At 67.8% G+C, this 23,653-nt stretch carries 20 protein-coding genes and 1 pseudogene; 10 read left to right on the top strand and 11 right to left on the bottom strand.

The window, feature by feature from the left end:
* Positions 1 to 7: 7 nt before the first annotated feature.
* Complete coding sequence (locus QM693_RS25270; protein WP_283353724.1) at positions 8 to 1,963, bottom strand: aconitate hydratase; 1,956 nt, start codon at positions 1,961 to 1,963, stop codon at positions 8 to 10.
* 130 nt (positions 1,964 to 2,093) lie between these two features.
* Entirely contained in the window at positions 2,094 to 3,281 is a 1,188-nt protein-coding gene (locus tag QM693_RS25265; protein ID WP_029539211.1) for a DUF8462 domain-containing protein, read from the bottom strand.
* Positions 3,282 to 3,450: 169 nt separating this feature from the next.
* Between QM693_RS25265 and shbA the strand changes: the two genes are divergently transcribed.
* Genes shbA through QM693_RS25250 form a run of 3 tightly spaced genes read left to right on the top strand, consistent with a single transcriptional unit; the run spans position 3,451 to position 5,476 of the window.
* The gene (gene shbA, locus QM693_RS25260; protein ID WP_283333814.1) at positions 3,451 to 4,038 is read left to right on the top strand and encodes an RNA polymerase sigma factor ShbA; all 588 of its coding nucleotides are present in this window, start codon (positions 3,451 to 3,453) and stop codon (positions 4,036 to 4,038) included.
* 53 nt (positions 4,039 to 4,091) lie between these two features.
* Positions 4,092 to 5,189: a WD40/YVTN/BNR-like repeat-containing protein gene (locus QM693_RS25255; protein ID WP_283333813.1), complete on the top strand. Its 1,098-nt coding sequence runs from the start codon at positions 4,092 to 4,094 to the stop codon at positions 5,187 to 5,189.
* Positions 5,186 to 5,476: a MoaD/ThiS family protein gene (locus QM693_RS25250; protein ID WP_280780462.1), complete on the top strand. Its 291-nt coding sequence runs from the start codon at positions 5,186 to 5,188 to the stop codon at positions 5,474 to 5,476. The genes QM693_RS25255 and QM693_RS25250 overlap by 4 nt, the downstream gene beginning before the upstream one ends.
* Before the next feature lie 6 nt (positions 5,477 to 5,482).
* On the opposite strand, the gene QM693_RS25245 is transcribed toward QM693_RS25250, so the two are convergent.
* Positions 5,483 to 6,154 carry a cyclase family protein gene (locus QM693_RS25245; protein ID WP_280780463.1) on the bottom strand — a complete coding sequence of 224 codons (672 nt, stop codon included), beginning with the start codon at positions 6,152 to 6,154 and terminating at the stop codon, positions 5,483 to 5,485.
* Positions 6,155 to 6,223: 69 nt separating this feature from the next.
* On the opposite strand from QM693_RS25245, the gene QM693_RS25240 reads away from it, so the two are divergent.
* Positions 6,224 to 9,721, top strand: coding sequence for a serine/threonine-protein kinase (locus tag QM693_RS25240; RefSeq protein WP_283353723.1), 3,498 nt, complete (start codon positions 6,224 to 6,226; stop codon positions 9,719 to 9,721).
* A 7-nt stretch (positions 9,722 to 9,728) separates the two neighbouring features.
* On the opposite strand, the gene QM693_RS25235 is transcribed toward QM693_RS25240, so the two are convergent.
* On the bottom strand, positions 9,729 to 10,154 hold the full coding sequence (locus QM693_RS25235; RefSeq protein ID WP_283353722.1) for a pyridoxamine 5'-phosphate oxidase family protein: 426 nt from the start codon (positions 10,152 to 10,154) through the stop codon (positions 9,729 to 9,731).
* A 153-nt stretch (positions 10,155 to 10,307) separates the two neighbouring features.
* On the opposite strand from QM693_RS25235, the gene QM693_RS25230 reads away from it, so the two are divergent.
* On the top strand, positions 10,308 to 11,360 hold the full coding sequence (locus tag QM693_RS25230) for a Dyp-type peroxidase (protein ID WP_283353721.1): 1,053 nt from the start codon (positions 10,308 to 10,310) through the stop codon (positions 11,358 to 11,360).
* Positions 11,357 to 12,163 carry a family 1 encapsulin nanocompartment shell protein gene (locus tag QM693_RS25225; protein ID WP_005251300.1) on the top strand — a complete coding sequence of 269 codons (807 nt, stop codon included), beginning with the start codon at positions 11,357 to 11,359 and terminating at the stop codon, positions 12,161 to 12,163. The genes QM693_RS25230 and QM693_RS25225 overlap by 4 nt, the downstream gene beginning before the upstream one ends.
* A gap of 16 nt (positions 12,164 to 12,179) precedes the next feature.
* On the opposite strand, the gene QM693_RS25220 is transcribed toward QM693_RS25225, so the two are convergent.
* The 4 genes from QM693_RS25220 to QM693_RS25205 are packed head-to-tail and all read right to left on the bottom strand — an operon-like array spanning position 12,180 to position 15,969.
* Positions 12,180 to 13,514 (bottom strand): hypothetical protein, encoded by a 1,335-nt coding sequence (locus QM693_RS25220; RefSeq protein WP_283353720.1) that lies wholly within the window; start codon positions 13,512 to 13,514, stop codon positions 12,180 to 12,182.
* Positions 13,511 to 13,873: a hypothetical protein gene (locus QM693_RS25215; protein ID WP_283353719.1), complete on the bottom strand. Its 363-nt coding sequence runs from the start codon at positions 13,871 to 13,873 to the stop codon at positions 13,511 to 13,513. The genes QM693_RS25220 and QM693_RS25215 overlap by 4 nt, the downstream gene beginning before the upstream one ends.
* A complete protein-coding gene (locus QM693_RS25210; RefSeq protein WP_280780487.1) occupies positions 13,874 to 14,068 on the bottom strand; it encodes a hypothetical protein in 195 nt (64 codons plus the stop codon).
* A complete protein-coding gene (locus tag QM693_RS25205) occupies positions 14,065 to 15,969 on the bottom strand; it encodes a hypothetical protein (RefSeq protein ID WP_283353718.1) in 1,905 nt (634 codons plus the stop codon). Before QM693_RS25205 ends, QM693_RS25210 begins: the two co-directional genes overlap by 4 nt.
* 209 nt (positions 15,970 to 16,178) lie before the next feature.
* Here QM693_RS25205 and QM693_RS25200 point away from each other — a divergent pair, with 209 nt between their 5' ends.
* Positions 16,179 to 16,691, top strand: a complete 513-nt coding sequence (locus tag QM693_RS25200; protein ID WP_005258835.1) for a CGNR zinc finger domain-containing protein — start codon at positions 16,179 to 16,181, stop codon at positions 16,689 to 16,691.
* A gap of 185 nt (positions 16,692 to 16,876) precedes the next feature.
* On the opposite strand, the gene QM693_RS25195 is transcribed toward QM693_RS25200, so the two are convergent.
* The 3 genes and pseudogenes from QM693_RS25195 to QM693_RS25185 form a co-directional block, all read right to left on the bottom strand.
* The gene (locus QM693_RS25195) at positions 16,877 to 18,004 is read right to left on the bottom strand and encodes an RNA-guided endonuclease InsQ/TnpB family protein (protein WP_502942673.1); all 1,128 of its coding nucleotides are present in this window, start codon (positions 18,002 to 18,004) and stop codon (positions 16,877 to 16,879) included.
* 25 nt (positions 18,005 to 18,029) lie between these two features.
* A pseudogene (locus QM693_RS37675) lies at positions 18,030 to 18,281 on the bottom strand (VOC family protein); the annotation flags it as partial.
* 246 nt (positions 18,282 to 18,527) lie between these two features.
* Positions 18,528 to 19,697, bottom strand: a complete 1,170-nt coding sequence (locus tag QM693_RS25185; RefSeq protein WP_283353716.1) for an LLM class flavin-dependent oxidoreductase — start codon at positions 19,695 to 19,697, stop codon at positions 18,528 to 18,530.
* Positions 19,698 to 19,832: 135 nt separating this feature from the next.
* On the opposite strand from QM693_RS25185, the gene QM693_RS25180 reads away from it, so the two are divergent.
* From QM693_RS25180 to QM693_RS25170, 3 genes are all read left to right on the top strand, one after another.
* Entirely contained in the window at positions 19,833 to 21,158 is a 1,326-nt protein-coding gene (locus QM693_RS25180) for an MFS transporter (protein ID WP_283353715.1), read from the top strand.
* Between the two features lie 107 nt (positions 21,159 to 21,265).
* Positions 21,266 to 21,973, top strand: a complete 708-nt coding sequence (locus tag QM693_RS25175) for a TetR/AcrR family transcriptional regulator (RefSeq protein WP_283353714.1) — start codon at positions 21,266 to 21,268, stop codon at positions 21,971 to 21,973.
* Positions 21,970 to 23,625, top strand: coding sequence for an FAD-binding dehydrogenase (locus QM693_RS25170; protein ID WP_280780495.1), 1,656 nt, complete (start codon positions 21,970 to 21,972; stop codon positions 23,623 to 23,625). The genes QM693_RS25175 and QM693_RS25170 overlap by 4 nt, the downstream gene beginning before the upstream one ends.
* Positions 23,626 to 23,653: the final 28 nt, after the last annotated feature.

Here is a 23,653-nt window from a genome sequence, read left to right as displayed (position 1 = left end):
CGGCTGCTCACTCCCTGCGTGCCAGCTGTGGAATCAATCCGCCCGCGAGCACGTCGTCGACCTGACGTGGGGACAGCCGATGACGCACCGGGATCTCCACGTCACGGGTCGAGTCGAACAGGGTCAGGTGGGGGCCGGAACGAATGGCCTCCCGAACCCCGTCTAGGACAAGCACGTCGTCCTGCCGGATCGTGTCGTAGTCGTCCGGGTTCTCGAATTCGAGCGCGAGGACACCGAAGTTGGCGAGGTTCTGCCAGTGGATACGGGCGAACGAGGTGGCGATCACCGCGTGCAACCCGAGGTAGCGCGGGGTGATCGCGGCGTGCTCACGCGAGGACCCCTGCCCGTAGTTGTCACCGCCGACGATGAAATGCCCGGTGGTCTTCGCCGTCTCCTCCGCGCGCGCCGGATAGGTCTCGTCCACCTGGGTGAACGTGAACCGGGACAGCTTGGGAATGTTGGAGCGGAACGGCAGGGCCCGCGCCCCGGCCGGAGAGATCTCGTCGGTGGAGATGTTGTCACCGACCTTCAGAAGTACCGGTGCCTCGATGCGGTCGGGCAGGGGCGGAAACTCGGGCAGGGACGAGATGTTGGGACCCTTCACGAGTTCGACGAGCCGAGCCTCCTCCTCGGGCAGCGGAGCCACCAGCATGGCCGTGTTGACGGTGGCCTCGTCCGGAAGTGTGATCTCCGGGTACGGCATCCCCACTTTCTCCGCCCAGTCCCGCGGGTCGGTGATCACCCCGGTGAGAGCCGACGCCGCCGCCGTCTCGGGTGAACACAGCCACACGGAATCCTCACGGGTGCCCGAACGCCCCGGGAAATTGCGGGGCATCGTCCGGAGGGAATTCCGGCCGGTCGCCGGCGCCTGGCCCATGCCGATGCAGCCCATGCACCCGGATTGATGAATTCGCGCGCCTGCCACGACGAGCGCGAGCGTGGCGCCCATCTTCGTCAGATCGGAAAGGATCTCCCGCGAACTCGGATTGACGTCGAAGCTCACGCTCGGGTCGGTCTGCCTCCCCGACACCATGGCCGCAGCGATCGCGAAATCGCGCAGCCCGGGATTGGCGGACGACCCGATCACCACCTGGCTGACGTCCTCACCGGCGACCTCCCGGACGGGCACCACGTTTCCCGACGAAGACGGTTTCGCGATCAGCGGCTCGATCGTCGACAGGTCGAGGTGTTCGTGCACGTCGTATTCCGCGCCTGCATCGGCGAGCAGTTCCACGAAGTCGGCTTCCCTGCCCTCGGCGCGCAGGAAATCGCGGACGGCGTCGTCGGCGGGAAAGATGGACGTCGTGGCGCCCAGTTCGGCGCCCATGTTCGCGATCACGTGACGATCCATCGCCGTCAACGTTGCGAGCCCCTCACCGTGGTATTCGATGATTCTGTTGAGCCCGCCCTTGACCACGTGGCGGCGGAGCATCTCGAGGATGACGTCCTTCGCCGAACTCCAGTCGGGGAGCCTGCCGGTCAACTCCACACCCCAGATCTGAGGCATCCGCAGGTGCAGGGGCTGACCCGCGATCGCCATGGCGACCTCGAGCCCACCGACGCCGATCGCGAGCATGCCCAGCGATCCCGCCGCCGGTGTGTGCGAGTCGGAACCGACCATGGTCTTGCCGGGAACACCGAAGCGCTGCATGTGGGTGGGATGAGAGACCCCGTTGCCCGGCTTCGAGAACCACAACCCGTACCGCAGCGCGGCGGTGCGGAGGAACTCGTGGTCCTCGGCGTTCTTCTCGTCGGTCTGCAGCAGATTGTGGTCGACGTATTGCGCGCTCAACTCGGTCTTGATGCGATCGAGGTGGAGCGCCTCGAGTTCCTGCATCACCAGGGTTCCGGTGGCGTCCTGGGTGAGGGTCTGGTCGATCCGGATCGAGATCTCCTCGCCCGGTTCCATCCGGCCGTCGAGGAGGTGTGCACCGATGACCTTGCGGGCGACAGTGTCCGACATCGCTGATCCCTTCGTCGTACCTCCAGGATGCGCCGGAGTCACGGCGAGGGCCAGCGCCCCGAACACGTCCGGCACTCGACAGGACAATCTTCGGCTATCTAGGCAAATTCGTAGAGAAAGCTAGATTCCGCTAGTCGTTCTGCGCCCGCAGATACTTGCCGAAGTGCGGCACGGTGAATCCGATCGACCCGCGCTCGGCCGAATAGATCAGGCCCTTCTTGATCAGCCCGTCCCGCGCCGGTGACAGCGACGCGGGTTTGCGGCCGAGCTCGGAGGCGATCGCCGACGTGGCGACCGGTCCGTCGTCCCCGGAGAGGTCGGCCATCGCCCGCATGTACTCCCGCTCGGCAGGCGTCGCGCGCTCGTACCGCGACCCGAAGAACCCGACCGCGAGTTCCTCCTCCGCGGTGGGGGCGGCCACCCGCACGTCCTCCTCGGTGATCGGGCTGGCCGCGGCCACGTCCCACGTCGCCTTGCCGTAGGCCTGGACGAAATAGGGGTAGCCGTCGGCCGCGGCGTACAACGCGTCGAGCGCCTCGTCCGTGAACTTCACGTCCTCCCGCTCGGCGGGCGCGATCAATGCCCGATCGGCCGACACCCGGTCCAGCCGGTCGATGCGGTGATAGCTGAACAGCCGCTCCGAGTAACTCTTGGACGCCGACAGCACCGCGGGCAGGTGCGGCAGGCCGGCTCCGACCACGATCAGCGGCGCCGCGTCCTGGCTGAGCTCGTGGCACGCCCCGCACACCGCCGAGACGTCCGCGGCGCCGAGGTCCTGCATCTCGTCGATGAACAGTGCGATCCCGACCCCGACGTCGCGGGCCAGGGACGACGCGTCGAGCAGCAGTTCCACCAGGTCGATCTCGATGTCGCCGGAATCTGCGCGACCCTTCACCGCGGGGGCGTCGATGCCCGGCTGCCACCGCTCCCGCATGCCCTTGTCGGCCGTCGCCCGCAGGGCGAACGACTTCAGGACGCCGAGGAACTCCTCCACCCGGTCGGGGTCGCGATGCGAGCCCGCGATCTCCCGAACCGCCATGTGCAACGCCGACGACAGCGGCCGCCGCAGATCCTGATCCGGGCGGGCCTCGATCTTCCCCGTGCCCCACCGCCGCGAGATGGCGGCCGACCGCAGGTGGTTCAACAGGACCGTCTTCCCCACGCCGCGCAGACCCGTGAGCATCACGCTGCGTTCCGGGCGACCGCGCGCGATCCGCTCGAGCACCACGTCGAACGCGTCGAGCTGCCTGGTTCGGCCCGCGAGCTCCGGCGGGCGTTGCCCCGCGCCGGGCGCATAGGGGTTACGGACAGGGTCCATGGCCACGAAGGTAACAACCTCTGTTGCCGAATCTGCGCTCATCTAGCGCGTGTCCTAGATCCCACTATGAAGTCCTAGCCGGGGTGGTGACTTTCGCACCCTTCGGTGCCTATCGACGATCGCGCGTTCCCCCGAGGCTGGATGCAGCACCAGGAACAGGGAGAACACCATGATCGAGTTGGACGCCAGAGCCGAGTTGGAACGCCTCGCGCCGCACGCAGCGACGGGCGATGAGAACGCCGTCGAAGAGGTTCTCCGCATCGCGCACCCACTCGTGCACCGCTACTGCACGAGCAGGCTCGAGTCGGTGGATCACCCGCACGCCACCGCCGACGACGTCACCCAGGATGTGTGCCTCGCGTTGATGAGTTCCCTGCGGACGTACGAGAATCAGGGGAAGTCGCTGCTGTCGTTCATCTTCGGCATCGCCGCGCACAAGGTGTCCGACGCGCGGCGCCGCGCCACCCGGTTGTCCGCACCGACCACCGCGCGCGGCGCTGCCGCACATCATGTGGTGGACGTCGAGGACGGCCCCGAGCATCACGTCCTGCGCCGCGAACTGCGCGGCGAGATGGGCCAGCTCGTCGAGACCCTTCCGGTCCGGCACCAGCAGATCCTCTTCATGCGCGTCATCGTGGGAATGTCGGCCGAGCAGACCGCACGGGTCCTGGACACCACTCCGGGCGCCGTCCGTGTCGCCCAGCACCGGGCGCTGAGCCACCTGCGGGCGAGGATCGGGCACGGGCCTGCCCGCTGAGAGTTCCCGCCCCGTCGTTGCCAATTGCGGGGGCCGAGTGGTCCGATGGATTCATGAGCGCACCCGACACGGTCCTGGTCGCTATCGGAACGAAGAAGGGCCTGTGGCTGGCCACCAGCCGCGACCGCGCCACCTGGGCGTTGTCAGGCCCGCACTTCCTGATGAACGAGATTCCGAGTATCGGGATCGACACGCGGGCCGGCCGCACCCGCATTCTGGTCGGGGTCCGATCCGAGCACTGGGGTCCCACCGTCGCGCACTCCGACGACCTGGGTGCCACCTGGACCGAACCGGACCACGGCGCCATCCGCTTCGGCGACGGTGACGGCGCCGCGCTCGAGCGAGTGTGGCAGCTCCGGCCCGACACGGACGACCGTCCGGGCGTCGTGTGGGCGGGGTGCGAACCCATCTCGGTGTGGCGGTCGGTCGACGGCGGCGAGCATTTCGACCTCGAACGTGGGCTGTGGGACCATCCGCACCGCCTCGAGTGGGGAGCCGGATATGGCGGTGCCGCAGCGCATTCCGTCGCCCCTCATCCACAGGACGAGAACACGGTGCATGTCGCGATGAGCACCGGAGGTGTCTACCGCACCACGGACGGGGGCGCGTCCTGGGAGCCGCGCAACACCGGGATCACGGCCTACTTCCTGCCGGACCCGAACCCGGAGTTCGGCCAGTGCGTCCACAAGATCGCCCGCGACGCCGTCGTTCCTGACCGGTTGTACGCCCAGAACCATCACGGCGTCTACCGCTCCGACGACAGCGGCGACACGTGGAAGTCGATCGCGGACGGACTGCCGACGGACTTCGGGTTCGTGATGCTCACCCATCCCCGCCGGGAGGGAACCATCTGGGTCGTTCCGATCGAGGCGGACGGCAAACGGATCCCACCCGACGGCCGGCTGGCCGTCTACCGGAGCGAGGACGCCGGGAACAGCTGGACCCGCCTCGACAGCGGGCTGCCGGAACGCGACTACAACGTGGTGCTGCGCGATGCCGCCGCAGTGGACACCGCCGACCCGGTCGGGGTGTATTTCGGCACGCGCGGCGGCGAGGTCTACGGGAGCGCCGACGAGGGTGCCTCGTTCGGCACGGTCGCGGCGCATCTGCCCGACGTCCTGTGTGTGCGGGCCGCGGTGATCGCGTCATGAGCGGGGGCGTCACCGTGCGGGTTCCGCGGGCACTGGCGTCGATCGTCGGCGGTGAACGCTCCGTGCACGTTCCCCTCGACGCCGCCTCGACGGTGTCCCACGTGCTCGACGTCCTCGCGGGCGAGTTCCCGATTCTCGGCCGGCGGATTCGCGACGAGACCGGCGCCCTGCGGCGGTACGTCAATGTCTACGTGGACGGCGAGGACGTCCGGCTCCTCGGCGGCGTCGGCACCGAGGTGACGCCCGGGCAGGAACTGCAGATTCTGCAGTCCGTGGCCGGCGGCTGAGCGCGACTACTCCGCAAGCTCCATCGCCACTGCCCGGGTGGGCGCTCCGTCCCCGGCCTCCAGGGCGATCGGCAGGAGGCTGAGGAGCGGGTCGGGGAAGTCGATCCGGTCGAGTCGGCACAGATTCTCGCCGATCACTCCGCCGGCGTCGGCGATCAGATGGTGAACCGGGTATCCGGCGTCGGCGTGGTCCTCGTCCGGAGTCTCGTCGATGCTCGGGGCGTCGAGGCAGAACGTCCGCACTCCCCGGTCGAGCAGCAGTGCGCACGCCTCGGGGTCGAGGAATGGATGTGTGTAGTAGGCATCCGTTCCGTAGTGGCGAGACCACCCGGTATGGAACACGGCGATGTCGCCCGGCCCGACGTCGCCCGCCCGGGACATGATCAGTTCGCGGGTAATCCGCTGCCGCGCAACGAGCTCGCGCAGGTCGAACACGACGCCGCGGCCGACGAACAGCTCCGGTGCCAGCCGGTCGACGGTCGCGGCCCCCGCCTTCAGATGCGCCGGGGCGTCGACATGAGTCCCGGACTGCGAACCGATCCTGACGTCCAGCACGTTGTAGCCGTCGCGTTCGAGAGTGCAGTGCCGGATCAGCGTCGGCACCGGGTCGCCGGGATACACCTGCATCCCCGGCCCGATCGTGTGTGACAGATCCACGATTTTCCGCACGTGTGGCATCGCTCGATTGTCCGGCCTCGGGGTCACGCGTACCGCGATATGCTCGATGACGAGCGAAGAGGTGGTGGAATGACCGATTTTGACCCGCTCGCCACCCAGCGTGAGTCGGTGTCGAAAACACTCGCAACCGAGCTGTCCGCGGTCGGTCTCGAGGACGCCAGGGAGATCGGGCACGGTGGGTTCGGGGTGGTCTATCGGTGTGCCCAACCGGAACTCGATCGAACCGTGGCGGTCAAGGTCCTCACCGCGGCACTCGATGCCGAGAACCTCGAACGGTTCCTGCGGGAGCAGCGCGCCATGGGCCGGCTGAGCGGCCACCCGCACATCGTCAACATCATGCAGGTCGGGACGACCGACACCGGCCGGCCGTACATCGTGATGCAGTTCCATCCCCACGATTCGCTGGACGCGCAGATCCGCAGGCGCGGGCCCATCCCCTGGAGCGACGCCCTGCGGGTCGGGGTGAAACTTGCCGGTGCGCTCGAAACCGCGCACCGGGTGGGCATCCTGCACCGGGACGTCAAACCGGGAAACATCCTGCTGACGGAGTACGGCGAACCGCAGCTCACCGATTTCGGGATCGCGCGGATGTCGGGGGCGTTCGAGACGACTGCGGGCACCGTCACCGGCTCCCCCGCATTTACCGCACCCGAGGTGCTGTCGGGGCGGACCCCGACCGCCGCCTCCGACGTGTACAGCCTCGGTGCGACCCTGTTCAGCGCGATCACCGGGCACGCGGCTTTCGAACGGCACAACGGCGAGGAGGTGATCGCGCAGTTCCTGCGCATCACCACCCAACCCGTCCCGGACCTCCGGACCGAGGGTTTCCCCGAGGACCTCAGCGCCGTGATCCAGCGGGCGATGTCCGGTAAACCGGAGGATCGCCCCGCGTCCGCCGCCGCGTTCGGGGACGAACTGCGGGAGGTCGAACGCCACCATGGATTGGCTGTGGACGAGATGGCGATGCCCGTCGACGCCGGGGTGCACCACGTCGAGGATTCCTCGCCCGGGGCGGTCTCGACCATCTCCGGTCCGTTCCGGACGTCCACGACGGGACGGGCGCGCTACGCGTCGACGCCACCGCCCGCGCCGGCCACCCGGTTCCGGCCCCCCGCCGCGACCCGCCAGCTCGTCGAGCGGAACCGGCTGATCGACCTGCTGCGGGCCGGACGCCGGCGCCTGCTGACCGTGATCCACGGCCCCACCGGATTCGGCAAGAGCACTCTGGCCGCCCAGTGGCGGAACGTCCTCGCCGACGAGGGGGTGGCCGTCGCGTGGCTCACCGTCGACAACGACGACGACAACGTGGTCTGGTTCGTCGCGCACCTCATCGAGGCGATCCGCCGCGTGCGTCCCAACCTGGCCAAGGAACTCGGCCAGGTCCTCGAGGAGCACGACGACGAGGCCGAACGCTACGTGCTCACCTCGCTCGTCAACCAGATCCACGAGAGCGGCGAACGGATCGCCCTGATCATCGACGACTGGCAGCGCGTGTCCGAGCCCGCGACGATCGCCGCCCTGGAGTTCCTCCTCGACAACGGCTGCCACCACCTGCAGGTCGTGGTGACGAGCCGGACCAGGGCCGGGCTGCCGATGAGCCGGATGCGTGTCAAGGACGAACTCGTCGAAATCGACTACTCCGAACTGCGTTTCGACGATTCCGAAGCCCGGTCGTTCCTCGTCGACCTCGGTGGCCTGCCCCTCGACAGTGAGGACGTCACCGAGCTCCGCGACTCCACCGACGGGTGGGTGGCGGCTCTCCAACTGGCGTCGCTGTCACTGCGCGGGCGAGCGGACCCCTCCGAGCTGATCGCCGGACTGTCCGGCCGTCACCACGCGATCGGCGAATTTCTCGCCGAGAACGTCCTCGACACCCTCGAACCCGAGATGCTCGACTTCCTGCTGGCCACCTCGATCACCGAGCGCACGTGCGGCAGCCTCGCCGGCGCCCTCGCGCACACCGCGCGTGGGCAGGCGATGCTCGAGGCCGCCGAGGACCGGGACCTGTTCCTGCGCCACATCGACGACGAGCGGACGTGGTTCCGGTACCACACCCTGTTCGCGGAGTTCCTGCGCCGCCGGCTCGAACGCGACCAACCCGACCGCGTCCGGGAACTGCACCGCATCGCGTCCCGCTGGTTCTGCGACCACAGCCTGCTCCGCGAGGCCGTCGACCACGCCATCGCCGGCGGCGAAGAGCAACGCGCCGTGGAGCTCGTCGAGGCCGACGGACTGACACTGCTCGAGCAGTCCCAAGCGGCGACGTTGTCGGCGGTGGTCGACAAGCTGCCACCGGCTCTCGTCGCCGCGAGCGCCCGGCTGCAGGTCACGACGGCGTGGGCGCACGCGATGGCGAATCGGACCATGGCCGCCGAACGCGCGCTCGAGCGAGCCGAATGGGCACTCGAACACAGCGGCGCGAGCGCGAGCGACACGGCGGATCTGCGGGCGGAGGCGGGCGTCGTCCGTGCGGTGGCCGAACTGCGCAACGACCGCAGCGACCGGATCGACGAACTCGCCGCCGACTGCCTGGCGCGGCCGGAGGCCATGTCCCCGTGGGTGGTGTGCGCCGCTTTCAACGTCACGACGTTCGCCGCCGTGTACCGCTTCGACTTCGCGGAGGTGCGCAGGATCCAGGAGGTGGCCCGGCCCTACTACGAGCGGAACACCGGACCGCACAACGTTGTTCACGGTCAGAGCTATCTGGGTGTCGCATCATACGAGCAGCTCGACGTCGACGACGCCGTCGACCGTTTCCGGCGGGCCCGCCGAGCCGGACGGAAACTGGGCGGGCCGCGAGCGCCGTCCGCCCGGCTCGCGGGGTCGCTGCTCGGTGAGGTGCTCTACGAACGCGGGGACGTCGAAGAAGCCGAACGTCTCCTCGACGACGGTTACACCCTCGCTGTCGAGACCGGTGGGGTGGACTTCAAGGTCGCCCGCTTCGTCACCGGCGCTCACGTCAAGGCGCTCCGGGGTGACCGTGAGGAGGCGACGACACGCCTGCACGCCGGACTCGAGGTGGCCCAGACCTACTCCCTCGCCCGCCTGCGGGCCCGCATCGAGAACGAACGCCGGCGGCTCGGCATCACCCCGCATCCCTCACTGGGGGCGCCGGACCCGATTCGGCACGACGACCGGCGGCGCCCGGTGTCGGGCATCGACGAGATCGTCGCGCAGGTCGAGGAGGCCACCGCGATTCGGATGCTGCTCGCCACCGGGGCGCGCGAGAACATCGAGCTGGCGTGCCCCTGGGCGCAGGAGTGGACCGATCGGCTGGCCGGCACCGGCCGCAACCGCGCCTACCTGCTGGCCGAGCGCCTCCGGGTGGCGTGCCTCGCTGCCGCGGGCCGCGACGAGGAGGCGAAGCAGGCCCTCGCCTCCGTCGCCTCGATCTGCGCGGCACGTGGACTCCACCGCGTGCTTCCCGACGGCGGACCCTTCGTCGTCGCGCTGGTCGCAGATCTGCGGGCCGATCAGCTGGCCGGAGAGTGGCGGCCGGACTGGGCGACGGTGCCCTCCGACTTTCTCGAGGAGCTACAGAACGCGACGGCTCCGTACACGATGTGATCCACGGTCAGGCGGGACCCATGTCAGCCGATCGCCAGTGCTCGGGGCGGAGATGGATGGCGACCTGTTCACCGAGTTCGGCCCGGGCGAAGTCGAGGTAGGCGTCGACCTTCTCCGGCGCGAGGTAGCGCTCGGTGACCTCCCGCAGCATGTCGTCGGTTCCCGGGACGGTGCGCGTCACCGCGCCCTCGACGGAGACGTATCGGACGGTGGGGTCGACGCGTTCGACCATCATGGTGAATCGCCCGGCCGCCTCGATGAGGCGGGCCTTCTCCGAACCGGCGCTGGTCAGTACCCACAGATCACCCCCCGGGGCGTACTGATACCAGATCGGGACCGTCAGAGGTCCGCGGTTCTCACCGGCGGAAACCGACAGCGCCGCGATGTGCGGCTCGGACAGGAACTGTTCGCGCTCGGACACAGACAATGGCATGACCTCGACGATAGGAGCCACCACCGACAGATTCCGGGGCCCCGCACCGGCGCGGCGGACCGATTGAATGGAACCTGGCGGTTCGAAACGGTTAGATGGGACCTGAGGTTCCGGACAGTGCAGCGTTGTACGTCGAAGCGAACGGAGACAAAGATGCCAGGCCCAGTCGCGAGATTGGCACCCCAAGCAGTCCTCACTCCGCCCAGCCCTGCCTCCCTGTTCCTGGTGCTCGTCGCCGGGGACTCCGACGACGACCGCACGACGGTGTGCGATGTGATCTCCGGGATCGACGGACCGCTCAAGGCGGTGGGATTCCGCGAACTCGCCGGCTCGCTGTCCTGCGTGGTCGGTATCGGTGCGCAGTTCTGGGACCGCGTGAGCTCGTCGTCCAAGCCGGCGCACCTGCATCCGTTCGTCCCGCTGTCCGGGCCGGTCCACAGCGCGCCCTCCACGCCGGGTGACGTCCTGTTCCACATCAAGGCCGCCCGCAAGGACCTGTGCTTCGAACTGGGCCGCCAGATCGTCTCCGCGCTGGGCTCCGCCGCCACCGTGGTCGACGAGGTGCACGGCTTTCGCTACTTCGACTCCCGCGACCTCCTCGGATTCGTCGACGGCACCGAGAATCCCACCGACGACGACGCCGCGGACGCCGCACTGATCGGCGACGAAGATCCCGACTTCCGGGGCGGCAGTTACGTGATCGTGCAGAAGTACCTGCACGACATGAGCGCGTGGAGCACGCTGAGCACCGAGGAACAGGAACGGGTCATCGGGCGCACCAAGCTCGAGAACGTCGAACTCGACGACGACGTCCAGCCCGCCAATTCGCACGTCACCCTCAACACCATCGTCGACGACGACGGCGTCGAGCACGACATCCTCCGCGACAACATGGCTTTCGGCAGCCTCGGCGAGGCTGAATACGGCACCTACTTCATCGGGTACGCCAAGGATCCCGCCGTCACCGAGCTGATGTTGCGACGCATGTTTCTCGGCGAACCGCCCGGCAACTACGACCGCATCCTCGACTTCTCCACGGCGGCCACCGGCACGTTGTTCTTCGTGCCGAGCCGGGATGTGCTCGAATCGCTCGGCGACGAGCCGGCCGACGCGGAGTCGGCACCCGAAGACCCGGTCGGGCCCGCCGCGGCCGGCCCGTACGACCTGTCCCTGAAAATCGGTGGTCTCAAAGGAGTATCGCAATGAGTGATTCGAGCAATCTGCACCGCAACCTGGCACCCGTCACCGAGGTTGCCTGGCAGCAGATCGGCGAAGAGGCCGCCCGCACGTTCAAGCGCCACGTCGCCGGTCGACGCGTCGTCGACGTCGCGGGACCGTTCGGATACTCCTACTCGGCCCACAACCTCGGCCGGGTCACCCCGATCAAGACGTCGGACAGCAGGATCCGCGCACAGCAGCGGCAGGTGGACCCGCTCGTCGAACTCCGGTTCCCGTTCACCCTCAGCCGGGCCGAGGTCGACGACGTCGCCCGGGGTTCCCTCGACTCCGACTGGCAGCCCGTCAAGGACGCCGCGAAGGCCGTCGCGTTCGCGGAAGACCAGTCGATCTTCCAGGGATTCGACGAGGCGGGCATCCGCGGACTCGGACCGTCCAGCGACAACCCGGTTCTCAGTCTGCCGGAGGATCCGCTGCTCATCCCCGACGCCGTCGCGTCCGCACTGTCGGCGCTGCGACTCGCCGGTGTCGAGGGACCGTATTCGGTGGTGCTCGACGCCGACGCGTACACCGCGGTCAGTGAGACCCGCGACGAGGGACATCCCGTGTTCCACCACCTGCGCGACCTGGTCACCGGCGACATCATCTGGGCACCCGCCATCAGCGGTGGGTACGTGCTGTCCACCCGCGGTGGCGACAACCAGCTGACCCTCGGCACGGACCTGTCGATCGGCTACGACAGCCACACCGCCACCGACGTCACGCTCTACCTCGAAGAGACGTTCACGTTCGCCTCGCTCACCGCGGAGGCTGCGGTCGTCCTCGCACGCTGACCCCCGGCCGGGGTCGTCAACCGCCGAACAGCAGGTACAGCCCACCGAAGGTGTACGTCACCATCGTGAACAGCAGTGCCAGTTGCCCGGTCAGCTGATGACCCCGGGGCAGGAGCCGCACGGATTTGTCGTGTGCCGCAATCACTCCGAGGACGTGCCCGGCGAGGACGCACAGCACCTTGATCGACGCCGTCGCGGCCGGGTGCTCGGACAGCACGTACCAGACCTCCGCGTCGCCGAGTCCCAGCGGGTTCCATCCCCGACCCATCGGGTCGGCCAGCAGGATCACCGTCGCCTGACCCTTCTCCACGAGATACGTCAGGTAGTGGGCGAAGACGTAGCCGATGATGATCGGGATCAGCGAATGCGACAGCAGCCCCGGGAGGGCGGCGCGCTGCTCGGGCCGCAATCCGCCCGCGGCCCGCGAGGCCACCCAGAACGACACCCCGACGAAGCCGATGAACACCAGGAGCCCGGCGGTGCGCGCGAGAGTCGCGCCGATCGGGGAACCGATTCCGTCCACCAGCCGCGCCCACCACGGGAACGCCGAGAAACTGTCGAAGGCCGTGGACCCCAGCAGCGTTGCCATCAGCGCGACCGAGCCGGCGCGGACGGGCATCGATCCCAGGTGGTCCAGCGGATTGCGCAGCACGATCCGGCCGTCGTGCCGATCCCTGCTCAGCGGAGACAACCGCGACGCCAGCGTGCTGTACACCTCGAACGGATCGCCCCGCTCACACCAGCGCTCGCCGCAGGTGAAGGCCCCGACCGTCGTGACTACGACATAGACCAGCAGCCAGGTACGCACGGCGGCAACGGAACCCGGGTCGCCGGAGGCGAGCTCGAGCCAGACGAAGGCGAACAGTCCCGCGACCGCGGGCCAGTACCCCCACGAGTTGCGGTACCGCGCAGTGCCTTCCGTCGGGGAGCGCCCGATCACCGCGCACACCGATCGGTGAAGCGTGCGGACCGGGGAGAGTACTCGCCACACCGGTCCGAACGCCAGCGACACCGCGACCAGTCCCACCCAGAGCAGCACGTAGAACACGCCCGGCAGGGCATTCTCCGAGGACTCCGAGGGTCCGAAGAACGCCGCGAGCGCCACCCACACCGCGAACACCAGACCGAACGCCGCCAGCACGTTCCGCGTGATCGGCGCGTCGGCGAACCGCGTCACCCAGCCGGGCAACCGGTGCCCGGGACTGTCCGGGTCCAGCTTCGGTGTGCGCCACGCGAACGCCAGGACCACGAAGGAGACGGTGAGCGCCCAGCTCGCCCCGATCAGCGCGTACGTGAACGGGATCGGAAGGTCGGTGGATCCGCCGAGGCCGTGCGCGAGAACAACGGTCATGGACGCACGAGCAGGGTGGCCACCGTCGTACCCGCGTCGTGCAATTCCACCGCCACCTGGCCCGGAACGTCCACGGAGAACTGGGTTTCCTGGGTTCCGGGGTGAATCTCGAACGAATGCTCCGGCACGGCGTGCACGTGCAGTTCGTCGTCGGCGTCGCTCTCGATCCGCACGGTGACGGTCTCCCCCACCGCGGCCTCGATGCGCTCGTTGCTCGGTGTCACCGAACCGCCGTCGATCACGACGTCGATCACGACACCGTCCTCCGTTGCCGGCGTGTCGCTGTCGCCTCCACAGCCCGACACCAGGGCGGCGACGACAGCAGGTACCACGACAACTCCGGCCAACCGCCTGATCACCTAATTCTCCTCGTCTTTCTCACTCGGGCCGTGTTTCGCGTTCTCGGCGTTCTCGGCCGCTTCCGCCTTGCGGTCCCGGACCGCCAGGTAGATGACCAGGCCGGCCACCAGGAACGCAGGGACGAACGCGGGAATCGCCAGCAGCACCGAGTGATCGGCGAGGTAGACGACGTCCGGGCCGTTCACCGGATTCATGTCACCGTCACGTCCTCACGGGTGCCGGTGGCCGCCTGCCCCTGCGTGTACTTGCTGATCCGGCCCGCTCCCCAGGCCAGCGCGGTGATCAGCGCAAGAGTGCACACGAGCACGACCAGCGACGCGGCACCGAACAGCCAGGACGGGTGATCGAAGTTCCGCTCCCGCTGCAGGATGGTGATTTCCGGGACGAAGTCACGGGTCGAGGACGCGACGGCGGGGAGTTCCTCGGCTCCGATGCCCGGATCGCTGGGCAGGTAGATCGGGACGGCCGTCATCGTGCGCCCGTCCTGCACGCGCAGCAACGTCTTCCACGTTCCGTGGACCGGCACCGGTTCGTGAGTCCGGTAGGTGCCGGGCCCGGTGCGTTCGAGTCGGTCGACCGTGAATCCGTTGCCCAGTCCGGTGCCGCCCTGCCAGGACAGAATGGACACCCAGGCGGGATTGTCACTGGCGAGATCGGGTGGGTCGATACGCACCTCCGCGTCGACCATCCGGCCGCCGTCCGGCGCGGCCTCCGTGAGAGCGATTGTCGCCGTGGCGTTGTCCGGGACGGTCGCGACGAGTCCGTTGGCCGTGGCCCCGGCGATCACCACGACCGTGGCGACGACGATGGTGCGGCTGATCGCGGGACGCGGAAGTCCCTCGGATCGGAGCACCCGCCCGAGCAGGGCGCCGCAGGCCCCGGCCGCGATGCCCACGGGCACGGCCATGGCCAGCGCCTCCGGCCACATGCTGGTGGGCCAGGGGTATATGTACACGGCGTCGATCCACAGCGACTCGAGCCACAGCCCGACCGTCGCGACGAGAAGTCCGCCGACGGCACCGAAGGCCACCCGATTCTTGATCAGCGGTGTCAGGGCGAGCAGTTCGATCAGCACCGCAGCGCCGAGGCACAGTTCGAACACGTTCGTGGGGGCGCCGAGAACCGGTCCCACCATCAGTGCCGTGATCGCACGCACGACGCCGGCCACCGCCACGGCCACGATCGCCGCGAAGGGTCCGAGAACAATGCGTGCCGCCACCAGGGTGAACGCGGCCGCGCCCGCGATCATCATCGGTTGCAGGACGAGGCGGAACTGTTCGACGCCGAAGTCGTATTCGATCTGGAAGACGGACAGGCCGATGAGCAGGCCACCGAACGTGCCGCACCGCAGGAACCAGATCAGCCTGCTGTCCTGCTTCGTGTCACCGGGGGTCGCCATCCGGCCCTCGTAGTCCAGGAGCAGGACGCCGATCAGCGACAGCCCCGCACCGCCGATCAGCATCAGGTGCGTCGGCCCCCACAGCGTGACGTCCTGACCGAAGATCCGGTGCCAGACGTCGTCGAGGGGAAACCCGATGAGGGCGTACAGCCCCGCCCCGGCCACCAGGACGCCGCCGACCGGGACGTACCAGGTGCGGGTGATCTTGATCGCCGCCGGACCGGGTTTCTCGTCGCGCGGCAGGATCATCGCCAGCATCCCGGTGATGAACAGCAGGAAGAGTCCGACGAGGATGAAATAGTGCGCGGGGTTCGCGAGCGGCCCGTCGTCGCGGCCTCGCCCGATGTGCAGGCTGACGTCCCAGATGAAACCGAAGAACGCCGTCAGGATGGTCCCGACGAACGTCACCAGGGGCAGCGCGACCCACGGGGGCCGGTCGAGCGCGCGTGCCGCCGTGTCAGCGGTCGTCTGCAGCCACGTGATCTTGCGTGTGCGGTGCAGGTATGCGATCCACAGCAGACCGACGGTGATGATCGCCGTCGCCACCGAGATTCCGATGATCTGATCGAACGCCGCACCGCCACCCTCTCCGCCCGATTGGGCAAGAATGGGTGAACTCGGAGTAACAGTAACTTGGCTCACGTGGTGATTATGTGCGCCTCGTGCCGAAAACGCCAGACCCTCGACCCGGCACATGGCGGTTCGTAGGCAAATCTATTCAGATCTGCGATCAGACGTAGATATGGCTAGATTCCTCTATCGAAGCCTCGACCAGCGATAACTGCCACCGCCCGCACGTGCAGCCGAGGTACGTGACGACTCCCGTGCTCGTCCGATGCCGAGATACTTCCTGCCAGTCGTGTTCGTGATGTTCGCTCATGCACCCAGCATGATGTAATGGCATTGTGCATCTCAACCCTTACGGCGAATACGCGGTCACACTCGCCGCCGACCTCGCGAATCACCCACCCGACTCGACCGGCGACCTCGTCGACCGATGCGTCGACGCCGGCATCGTCGTCGACTTCCCCGTCACCGACGACGACCTCGCCGACGTGCTCGCGATGCTCGACCGGTGGGCGTCGATCGCGGACACCACCAGCGACGAAGCCCGGGCCGAACAGGTCAACCTCATGCTCACGAAGGCATCCGCCTACCCGCGACTGACCAACCACGCCGGCGACGGCTGGCACCTCCACTACCGTGACGACCAGCAGTCGCTGGCAGGCGTGCTCGAGGCGCTCTTCTCCGTCGGCACCGCACTGCACCTCGTCGGCCGCGGCATGCACCGGCTCGGCCGCTGCGCGCTCGACGAGTGCACCGCCATCTACGCCGACACGTCCCGCAACGGCCGTCAGCGGTACTGCTCACCGAAGTGCGCGAACCGGGACGCCGTTCGACGCCACCGGGCGCGCTGACACTTGGTCAGTATGCAATCGACGGCTCGCCGTCAGTGAGCGAAATCTTCCCCCGTGTACTCCCGCTTCTCCACCAGAAGCCGGAATTGTCCCGCTTGACGTCCTCTCGGCCGTGAACGACCGAGAATCCCCTCGGGACTCGCGTCCCGAGGTTCCTGTTTCACCGACAGTTGCCTCCCCACACTTTATGTGTGAGGAGGTCTCACACCATCTCCGCAGGCTGTCACCGTCAGTCCGACGGCCAAAATGTTCTTCGCCGCGTTCACATCCCGGTCGTGGACGGCGCCGCATCGGCACGTCCACTCCCGGACCGTCAGCGGCATCGTCGAGGCGATTGCCCCGCACACCGAGCAGGTCTTCGACGAGGGATAGAACCGGTCGATCGCCACCACCCGCCGCCCGTACCAGTCGGCCTTGTATTCGAGCATGGACCGGAACTCGGACCAACTCGCATCGGAGATCACCCGAGACAACGACCGATTCTTGACCATGTTCCGCACACTCAGATCCTCGATGGCGATCACTTGGTTTTCGCGCACCAGTCGAGTAGAGAGTTTGTGCAGATGATCGCGACGCCGATCGGCGATCCGGCCATGGATCTTCGCGACTTTCAGTCGGGCCTTGGCCCGGTTACGGGATCCCTTCTGCTTCTTGGCCAGCACCCGCTGCGCCTGCGCCAGCCGCGCACGGTCCCTGCGCTCATGACGCGGGTTGGTGACCTTCTCCCCCGTCGAGAGCGTGTAGAGGCTCGTGATCCCAGCGTCGAGCCCGACCACCCGATCCGTCGACGGGGCCTCGGTGATCGTGTCCTCGGCGAGGATCGAGACGTGGTATTGACCGCGTGCATTGCGCGACACCGTCACCTGCGACGGCACGGCCCCCTCCGGCAACGGCCTCGACCACCGAATATCCAGGGGTTCGGACTGCTTGGCCAACCGGATCTGCCCGCCGCGGTAGGTGAAGCAGTTCGAGAAGAAGGTCGCCGAATCCCGCGAGCGGCCCTTCCTCTTGAACTGCGGGTAGCGGGACTGCTTGCGCCAGAACCTCTCGAACGCACCCTGCAACTGCCGCAGCGACTCCTGCAACGGCCCCTTCGACGGCTCCGCCAACCACTCCGTCCCCGCATCACGCTTCCACCCGGTGAGCATCTTCGAGGTGTCCGCGTAGGTCACCCGCCGCCGCTCCTGCGACCAGGCACGCGAGCGCTCCGCCAACGCCCGATTGTAGACATACCGAGTGCACCCGAACGTCCGAGCAAGCTGATCCGCCTGCACCACAGTCGGATAGAAACGGTACTTGAACGCCCGCTTCACCACCCTCCCCGCCATAACCCAGACACTAGCCACACAGTCCGACAAAACCAGATCGGCTATCCCGGACCTGAAGGACCGGGTTTGCGCCGAAAGATTCACGAATCACCGCCTCGATGCCGTAAGGCCGTTCGGCCGGCGGCTGCGTGAACTCGACGACCCTGGCGACCAAATCCCGGTACGTCTCGTGACAGTCGGTGGTGGTCAACCCGAATCTGCCCATCGTCCCGCTCTCGAGCGACCGGCGGACCGCGTCTGCCATGTCGGCGTCGAGGGGGCGGCTCTTCTCCGAAATTGCGGCGGTCACCGGCGGTCGCTCAGCCGTGCATGAACACGTGGCACCCGGGATGCGCGGCGCCCCGTGCTCGGCGAACTTCGCCTGGTACACCGACGGCGACGCGCCGACCAGCTGGCGGAATTTGGACACTAAACGACCCGAGGCTGGTGTACCGACGAGGCGGCAGATCTCGGTGACCGTCAGGTTCGCGCTCGCCCGACCGCTGCCATGCCCCCAGTCTGGCAGTGGCTACCGACTCGAGGACAGGAACGCCGTCGACCCGGACAGGTCGCCGGGGCGGTGACGGCGCGACTGCACGAGCCCGCGGCGTTCGAGGATCGGCCGGACCCCTTCGCCGAAGTTGAAGGCCTCTTCGAGGTGCGGGTAGCCGGAGAGGACGAAGTGATCGAGCCCGAGCGCCGCGTACTCGGCGATGCGGTCGGCGACCTCCTCGTGGGAGCCGACCAGCGCGGTGCCTGCGCCGCCGCGGACCAGCCCGACACCGGACCACAGGTTCGGGGCCACCTCGAGGGCGCGCGCTCCGGCGTCCTCGGAGTAGGCGCTTCCCCCGCCGTGCAGTTCACGCATGCGGCGCTGACCTTCGGAACCCGACCGGGCGAGGCTCTGCTGTGCCTGCTCGACCGTCGCCGGGTCGAGGGCGGAGAGCAGGCGGTCGGCCTCGGCCCACGCCTCCTCGGACGTGTCGCGGCTGATCACGTGCAGCCGGATGCCGTAATCGAGCGTGCGGCCCTGGACGTCGGCGAGGTCGCGGATCCAGGCGATCTTCCCGGCGACGGCGCTCGGCGGTTCACCCCAGGTGAGGTAGGTGTCAGCGAACTGGGACGCGACGGTGCCCGCGGCCGGCGACGAACCGCCGAAGAAGATCGGCGGCACCGGGTCGGGGATGCGCTGCAACTGGGCGTTCTCCACCCGGATGTAGTCGCCTGCGTAGTCGACCGGTCCGGTTCCCGCCCACAGCTGACGGATGACGTCGAGGAACTCGCCGCAGCGGGCGTAGCGCTGGTTCTTGTCGAGGTAGTCGCCGTAGGTGCGCTGCTCGTGGTCCTCGCCGCCGGTGACGACGTTGAGCAACAACCGCCCCTGCGACTGCCACTGGAACGTCGCCGCCATCTGCGCGGCCAGCGTGGGACTGAGCAGACCCGGCCGCAGCGCGACCAGAAATTTCAACGTCTCCGTGGTCTCCAGCATCATGGCCGTGGTGAGCCAGGCGTCCTCGCACCACGCGCCGGTGGGCGTCAGCACCGATTCGAAGCCGTTCGACTCCGCCGCCGCGCCGATCTGATTGAGGTACCGCAGCGTGGCGGGACGGTCTCCTGCCATGGAACTCCCGTGACCACCCGCCATCAGGTTGCGGGAATCACCGTAGGTGGGAAGGAACCAGTGGAAATGCAGAGACACGCGCGATCCTCTTGTCGACGACAGATGGGCAGCGCAGGCCAGTTCATCAACGACGAAGCCAGGGCGCGAGGGTTTCGATCACCGTGATTCGGAATCGTGCCCGACCGCAGCGGGCAGGGTTACGGTCGCCGCGCTATGACTACGCTGTCCGACGCCCCGTACACACCTTCGACCGAGTCCGACCTCGAGCGGCGCAAGCGGCTCCGCACCGTCGTCGCCGCCAGCCTCCTGGGGACGACAGTCGAGTGGTACGACTTCTTCCTCTACGCGACGGCCGCCAGCCTGGTGTTCAACCAGCTGTTCTTCCCCGATCAGAGTTCGTTCGTCGGCACCATGCTGGCGTTCGCCACGTTCGCGGTCGGTTTCGTGGTCCGGCCGATCGGCGGAGTCGTCTTCGGCCACATCGGCGACCGCATCGGACGCAAGAAGACCCTCGCGCTCACCATGTTCATCATGGGCATCGCCACCGCTCTGATGGGTGTGCTGCCCACGGCCGCGCAGGTCGGGGTGATCGCACCGATCCTGCTGCTCCTGCTGCGCATCCTGCAGGGGTTCGCACTGGGCGGTGAATGGGCGGGCGCCGTGCTCCTCGCCGTCGAACACAGTCCCGCGAAGAAGCGCGGCATCTTCGGCAGCATTCCCCAGATCGGCCTGGCGCTGGGCCTGGCCCTGGGCACCGGCGTCTTCGCCGCGTTGCAGGTGATCTTCGACGACGCCCAGTTCCTCTCCTACGGGTGGCGGATCGCCTTCCTGCTCAGCCTGATTCTCGTATTCGTCGGATTCGTGATCCGGCTGAAGGTCGAGGAGACCCCGGCGTTCCAGGAAGTGCACGACCTCGCGAAGCGCTCCTCCGCTCCGCTGAAGGACGTGTTCCGCGGCCGGGTCCGCCGGGGCACCCTCCTCGGCCTGCTCTCGCGCTGGGGTGAGGGCGCCGCGTTCAACACCTGGGGCGTCTTCGCGATCACGTACGCCACCAAGAATCTGGAGTTCGCGAAGATCCCCGTCCTCCTGGTCGTCACCGTCGCCGCAACGGTCATGGCCGTGCTCCTGCCGTTCTCCGGACTGCTGGTCGACCGTTACGGCGCCAAGAGGATCTACCTCGTCGGGATCGGGGCCTACGGGCTCGCGGTCTTTCCCGCGTTCGCCTTGTTCGGCACGGAGAATCTCATCCTGTTCGGTGTCGCGATGGTGCTCGTGTTCGGCGTCGTCCATGCCCTCTTCTACGGAGCGCAGGGCACGCTGTATGCGAGCCTGTACCCCACCGAGATCCGCTACACCGGCCTGTCCGTGGTGTACCAGTTCTCCGGGATCTACGCCTCCGGCGTCACGCCGATGATCCTCACGGCCCTGATCGCCGTCGCCGGCGGAACTCCCTGGCTGGCCTGCGGATACCTCGTCGCCACCTCGGTCGTCAGCGTGGTGGCGACGGCCCTGATCCGAAAGCAGGACCTCTACCTCTGAGACCGCAGAATTCTCCGAACGGGCTCTGACAGCCGAGTTCGATACACTGGTGTATCCGATACGCTAGTGTATCGACGGCTGCTGTCGACCCGATCGGAGGAGGGCCCATGCCGACGTCGCCGGCGCGCTCCACCGAGCCTGCCACCGACACACCCCGCCGGGTGACGAAACGGCGAGGCCAAACACGCCGGCGTCTGCTCGACGCCGCGGTCGAGGTGTTCGCCGAAAACGGCTTCGGACGGTCGACGGTCGAGCAGATCTGCGAACGCGGTGGCTACACCCGCGGCGCCTTCTACTCCAACTTTGCATCACTGGACGAGATGTTCTTCGCCATGTGGGAACAGCGCTCCAGCGCGATGCTCGCACAGATCCGGCTCGCCGCCGACTCGTCCAGCATCGACCTCTCCGGGCTCACGGCTGCCGAAAAGCTGCGCGCCGGCACCGAACTGGTGCTCGGAGTCGTCCCCGTCGACGACCAGTGGTACCGGATCAACGCGGAATTCACCGCCCACGCCCTGCGCAACCCGTCGCTGAAGAAGGCCCTCGCAGCACGTGAGGACACGATTCTGGCGACCATCGTGCCGATTCTCGAGAAGGCGCTGCACCGGCTCGGGCGCCGCGTCGTCGGCGATCCGCGGGTGCTCGGCCGCGCGCTCGTGGCCCTGCACGACGGCACGAGCGTCCAGTGCCTCATCGAGGACGACGACGCGTCCGCCCGGGAACTACGTCTCGAATTGTTCACCCACGTCGTGGCCGCGTACACCGAACCCGACACCACCCACACCCACACCCACCGGAAAGAGGGGTCCTCGTGACCGAACAGGCTGATGTGATCGTCGTCGGCGCCGGACTGGCCGGACTCGTCGCCACCTACGAGATGGTCAAGGCGGGCCGGAAGGTCCTCGTCGTCGACCAGGAGAGTTCCGCGAATCTCGGCGGGCAGGCCTTCTGGTCGCTCGGCGGCCTGTTCCTCGTCGACAGCCCCGAACAGCGGCGCCTCGGCATCAAGGACTCGTACGAACTGGCGATCCAGGACTGGATGGGCACCGCGGCCTTCGATCGAGCCCGCGAAGACCAGTGGCCGCGGCTGTGGGCCCAGGCGTACGTCGAATTCGCCGCAGGCGAGAAGCGGCAGTACCTCCACGACCTCGGGCTGCGGTTGATGCCGAACGTCGGGTGGGCCGAACGCGGACGCGGATCCGCTCTCGGACAGGGTAATTCCGTTCCACGCTTCCACATCACCTGGGGCACCGGACCGGGGGTCGTCGAAGTTTTCCTCACCCGAGTGATGGCCGCGTCGAAGCGGGGCCTCGTCACGTTCAAGCATCGTCACCAGGTCGACGAGATCGTCGTCACCGACGGCGCCGCCACCGGCGTGCGCGGCACCGTCCTCGAACCGTCCACCGAAGCACGCGGTGTGAAGAGTTCGCGGACCCCGGTCGGAGAATTCGAATTCGCCGCGCAGGCCGTGGTCGTCACGTCCGGCGGCATCGGCGGCAATCCCGAACTGGTCAAGAAGAATTGGCCCGCGCGCCTCGGCAAGGCTCCCGAGAACATGCTCGCCGGCGTCCCCGCGCACGTCGACGGCCGCATGCTCGAGATCACCGAGAACGCGGGCGGCAACATCGTGAACCGCGACCGGATGTGGCATTACACCGAGGGGATCCAGAACTGGGACCCGATCTGGCCGAACCACGGCATCCGCATCATCCCCGGACCGTCGTCGATGTGGTTCGACGGCAACGGCAAACGCCTGCCCAGCCCCAACTTCCCCGGCTTCGACACCATGGGAACCCTCGACCACATCATGAACAGCGGCCACCACCACACGTGGTTCGTCCTCGACCAGAAGATCATCGAGAAGGAGTTCGCGCTGTCGGGCTCCGAGCAGAACCCCGACATCACCGGCCGCGATTTCAAGCTGCTCGCCGAACGCCTCAAGAAGGGCGCGCCCGGTCCTGTCGAGGCGTTCAAACAGCACGGGGCGGACTTCGTCGTCCGCGACAATCTCCGTGACCTCGTCGACGGCATGAATGCCCTCACCCCCGAGGCACCGCTGAAGTACGAGGACCTCGAACGTGAAATCGTGGCCCGCGACAGGGAGGTGAAGAACAGCTACACCAAGGATTTCCAGATCATGGCGATCCACAATGCACGGAACCTGCTGGCCGACAAGATCACCCGCGTCGTGAGCCCCCACGAACTGCTCGACCCCAAGAACGGTCCCCTGATCGCGGTCCGGCTGCACCTGCTGACCCGCAAGACCCTCGGCGGCCTCGAAACCAACCTGGACTCGCAGGTGATCAGGCCCGACGGCACACCGTTCGAGGGTCTCTACGCCGCCGGTGAGGTCGCCGGATTCGGCGGCGGCGGCGTCCACGGTTACAGCGCACTCGAGGGCACCTTCCTCGGCGGCTGCATCTTCTCCGGCCGGGCCGCGGGCCGCGCGCTGGCCCGGCACCTGTAGGCGGCTCCGCCACCCGTGTGCGGTTGAC

This window comes from Rhodococcus sp. IEGM 1305 (assembly GCF_030058635.1).
Taxonomy (GTDB): domain Bacteria; phylum Actinomycetota; class Actinomycetes; order Mycobacteriales; family Mycobacteriaceae; genus Rhodococcus_F; species Rhodococcus_F opacus_D.
The sequence above is the reverse complement of the archived record's forward strand: the minus strand, read 5'-3'. Positions and strand labels throughout refer to the sequence as shown.